The 3,900-nt window shown below is 70.4% G+C and carries 4 protein-coding genes; 2 read left to right on the plus strand and 2 right to left on the minus strand.

The window, feature by feature from the left end; genetic code table 11:
• The coding region (locus ACN675_RS28240; RefSeq protein ID WP_420753966.1) for a DUF6542 domain-containing protein at positions 1 to 631 on the minus strand (631 nt) is incomplete at its 3' end.
• A 23-nt stretch (positions 632 to 654) separates the two neighbouring features.
• Positions 655 to 1,818: a DNA recombination protein RmuC gene (locus tag ACN675_RS28245; RefSeq protein WP_420753967.1), complete on the minus strand. Its 1,164-nt coding sequence runs from the start codon at positions 1,816 to 1,818 to the stop codon at positions 655 to 657.
• Positions 1,819 to 1,905: 87 nt separating this feature from the next.
• On the opposite strand from ACN675_RS28245, the gene ACN675_RS28250 reads away from it, so the two are divergent.
• Both ACN675_RS28250 and ACN675_RS28255 read left to right on the plus strand, forming a co-directional pair.
• Complete coding sequence (locus ACN675_RS28250; protein ID WP_420753968.1) at positions 1,906 to 3,078, plus strand: exonuclease SbcCD subunit D; 1,173 nt, start codon at positions 1,906 to 1,908, stop codon at positions 3,076 to 3,078.
• The coding region (locus ACN675_RS28255; RefSeq protein WP_420753969.1) for an AAA family ATPase at positions 3,075 to 3,900 on the plus strand (826 nt) is incomplete at its 3' end. The genes ACN675_RS28250 and ACN675_RS28255, both read left to right, overlap by 4 nt.

A 3,900-nucleotide genomic window follows, 5' to 3' on the forward strand; every position in this document is an offset into this window, starting at 1 on the left:
GCGGCCGCCGGCCGGGTTCGTCGACGACCTCCCGACGGGGAGCGGTCTCGCTCCCGGATGCCTTCTGCTTGGCAGCGCGCGAGCTCCTGACCGCAGCGCTCCTCACAGCCGCGCCCTTCGAGGCAGGGCTCTTGGATGCCGGGCTCTTGAATGCGGCGGGCCGGGACCTATTCGCCCCGCCGGAACGATTCGCCGTCTCCTGCTGGGCCATGTAGATCCGGACACCACCGATGATCAGCACGGCCGCGGTGGCAACGAACATCGCGGGGAACCGGTTCACCAGCGGATACGCCACGTTCAGCGCGAGATCCCGCAGGCCGGAACCGCTCGATTCGAACAGCAACTCCTGGGCGAGGGGAATCGCCGCAACCAGCAGCAGCGGAGGCTGTGCCATCGCGGTGAACACACCGCGCTGCTGCACCGCGACGACCGCGGCGATGCATCCGAGGACATAGAAGACGGAGAAGACCGTCGTCAGCTCGTCACCGCGGAACGAGTCGATCACCGCACCGAGCAGAGTCGTCCCGGCGGCAATGACGACGGCACCCCACCAGGGCACTCCGGGCATGGTCGGAGCGAGCGAGCGCATGTCGAGCGCCACCGCCGGGCGAGCACGTTGGGATGCAGACACACATAGACAGTAGACCCACCGACTCAGATTGCTTCGTCGACGGCACCGGCCGGATCCGGGTTTTCGGTCAGGGTGGCGCGGCGCGGCCACGCGTCGACCCGACGCACCTCGGGCACGTCGCCGTCGAAGATCTCCAGTTCGCTGAGCTTCCGGGCCGTCACCCCGACGCGTGTCTCCATCGACGACACCGTCTGATTGAACGAATCGACCGCCTTGCCCAGCTGCGCGCCGAGCCGGTCGAGGTGACTGCCCACGGTACCGAGCCGCTGATACAGCTCGCGGCCGAGCCGGTGGATCTGCGCGGCATCGCGCGACAGTGCCTCCTGCCGCCACGTGTGCGCGATGGTGCGCAGCAACGCCACCAGCGTCGTGGGTGTCGCGAGGATCACGTTCCGGCCGAACGCGTACTCCAGCAGACCCGAGTCCGCGGTGAGCGCGGCGTCCAGGAACGGATCGCCCGGCACGAACAGCACCACGAATTCGGGCGTCGGGTCGAACGACTCCCAGTACGCCTTCGCGGACAACTGGTCGATGTGGGTGCGCAGCTGCCGAGCATGCCGCGCCAGGTGCCGATCGCGTTCGGCGACGTCCTCTTCCTGCGCCGCGTCCAGATACGCGGCGAACGGGACCTTCGCATCGACGACGATCTGCTTGCCGCCCGCCAGGTAGACGAGCAGATCCGGTCGCACCCCCTCGGCGGCGACCTGCGTGTCGAAATCGCAGTGCCGGACCATCCCGGCCAGCTCCACCACCCGCTCGAGCTGGATCTCACCCCACCGGCCGCGGATCTGCGGGGCCCGCAGCGCCGTCACGAGCTGCTGGGTCTGCTGCGACAGCGACAGCGACGCCCGGTGCATGCCCTCCACCTGCTCGGTCAGGCCGGCATACGCGTGGACCCGATTGCGTTCGACGTGCTCGACCTGACGGGCCAGCGCGCCCACCGCCTCCTGCAGCGGCCCCACCAGCCGCGACACCTGCTCGCCGATCGCGCCGGACTGCCGGCGTGCCGCGTCCTCGCTGACCGCGCCGAGCGACTGCCGCAACTGCGTCTCGTTGTCCCGCAGCGCCGCGAGCTGCGCCTCGGCGCGCGCGGCCCGAGCGCCGATCCGCGACGCCTGTGCCAGCCACCCCAGCCCGAACCCGAGAACGAGCGCCACGATCAGCCCGAGTGCCGTGAGAGCAGTCATGAGGCGGATGATGCCGCACGGGACCGACATGCGCGGGGCACTCACCCCGAACCGGACGTGTCGGTGCGGTCCTCTACGGTCGTCGCCATGCGGATCCTGCACACCTCCGACTGGCACATCGGCCGCACCTTCCACGGTGTGGACCTGCTGGGAGACCAGGCGCGCGCACTGACGGCGATCGCCGAACTCGTCGCCGAGCGCGACGTCGACGTCGTGGTCGTGCCCGGCGACGTGTACGACCGGTCGATCCCCAGCTCCGACGCGGTAGCGGTGTGCAACGCCGGGTTCGAGGCGATCCACGAGGCGGGCGCGATCATCGTCGCGACCTCCGGCAACCACGACTCGCCGGTGCGGCTCGGTGCCGGCGCCGCGTTCGCCGCCAAGGGGGGACTGCACCTGATCACCAAGGTCGCCGAGGTGGACCGGCCGGTGATCGTCGACGACGACCACGGTCCGGTCGCGTTCTACGGCATCCCCTATCTCGAGCCGGAGATCACCCGAGCCGAACTGGGCGTGCCCAAGGCCCGCTCGCACCAGGAGATCCTCGACGCCGCGATGGGCCGGGTCCGCGCCGACGCCGCGATCCGCGGCGGCCGGACGGTGCTGCTCGCGCACGCGTTCGTCGTCGGAGCGGAGGCGACCGGTTCGGAACGGTCCATCTCGGTCGGCGGTGTCGAAACCGTGTCCGCGTCCGCGTTCGACGGCATGGACTACGTCGCCCTCGGTCACCTGCACTCCCCGCAGACCGTCGCCGAGCACGTTCGTTACTCGGGGTCGCCGCTGCCGTACTCCTTCGGCGAGCGCAGTCACCGCAAGGCGGTGTGGCTCGTCGACCTCGACGCGACCGGTGTGACGTCGGTCGAACGGGTCGACCTCCCCGTCGTGCGGGGCCTGAGCCAGCTGTCCGGGACTCTCGAGGATCTGCTCGCCGATCCCGAACACGCCGCCGCGGAGGACCACTACGTCGCGGCCGAGCTGACCGACGCGGTCCGGCCGCTCGATGCGATGCGACGGCTGCAGACACGGTTCCCGCACGCGGTGCACGTCGTCTGGAACCGCCCCGATTCGACGTCGGGAACCAGCTACCGGGAGAAGGTGCACGGCCGCAGCAACCTCGACGTGGCGTGCGCGTTCCTGACGGACGTGCGGTCGGAGCCGTCGCAGCGGGAGGCCCGCTGGATCGAACAGGCGCTGCGCGAGGCCGACCGCGTCGGCGCGGACAAGACCGCCGCCGACGATGTCGTGGAGGTGTCGGCGTGAGGCTGCACGCACTCGAGGTCACCGCGTTCGGGCCGTTCGCGGACACGGTCCGGGTCGACTTCGACGAACTCGGCGCCGACGGGCTGTTCCTGCTGCACGGCCGCACCGGAGCGGGCAAGACCTCGATCCTCGACGCGGTCGCGTTCGCGCTGTACGGGACGGTGCCCGGTGCGCGCGCCGAGGGGCGGCGGCTGGTGTCCGATCATGCTGCCGCCGGTGCTGTCCCGAAGGTGATGCTCGAGGCCACCATCGCCGGCCGTCGCCTGCGGATCGTGCGCAGCCCCGAATACGAACGCCCGAAACTGCGCGGCACCGGCACGACCAAGGAGAAGGCGAAGGCGACGCTGACCTGGCTGGACGGGTCGGGGCAGAACCTGTCGCGGCACGAGGAGATCGGTGAGGTGATCGGGGCGCTGCTCGGCATGAGCGCGGCTCAGTTCTTCCAGGTCGTCCTGCTGCCTCAGGGGGAGTTCGCGAAGTTCCTCCGGGCCGACAGCAAGGAACGCGGCGCGCTGCTCGAGCGGCTCTTCGACACGACGCTCTTCGGCGGTGTCGAGAAATGGTTCCGTGAGCGGGCCGCCGCCGGTGCGAAGAAGCTTGCCGAACAGCAGAAGAAGGTCGACGTTCTCAGCGCGAAGGTCGACGCAGCAGCCGGGATCGAGGCCGGCGCCGATGCCGACCCGGTCGGGTGGGCGCGCAAGCTGCGCGAGGACGCCGTCGACACCCGGGACAGCATGATCGTCGCGCTGGACACCGCCCGCGACGCGGATCGCAGCATCCGCGAGGAGCTCGACGAGGCGGTCGCGCTGGCCCGTCGCCTGG

This window comes from Rhodococcus sp. O3 (assembly GCF_048897285.1).
Taxonomy (GTDB): domain Bacteria; phylum Actinomycetota; class Actinomycetes; order Mycobacteriales; family Mycobacteriaceae; genus Rhodococcus.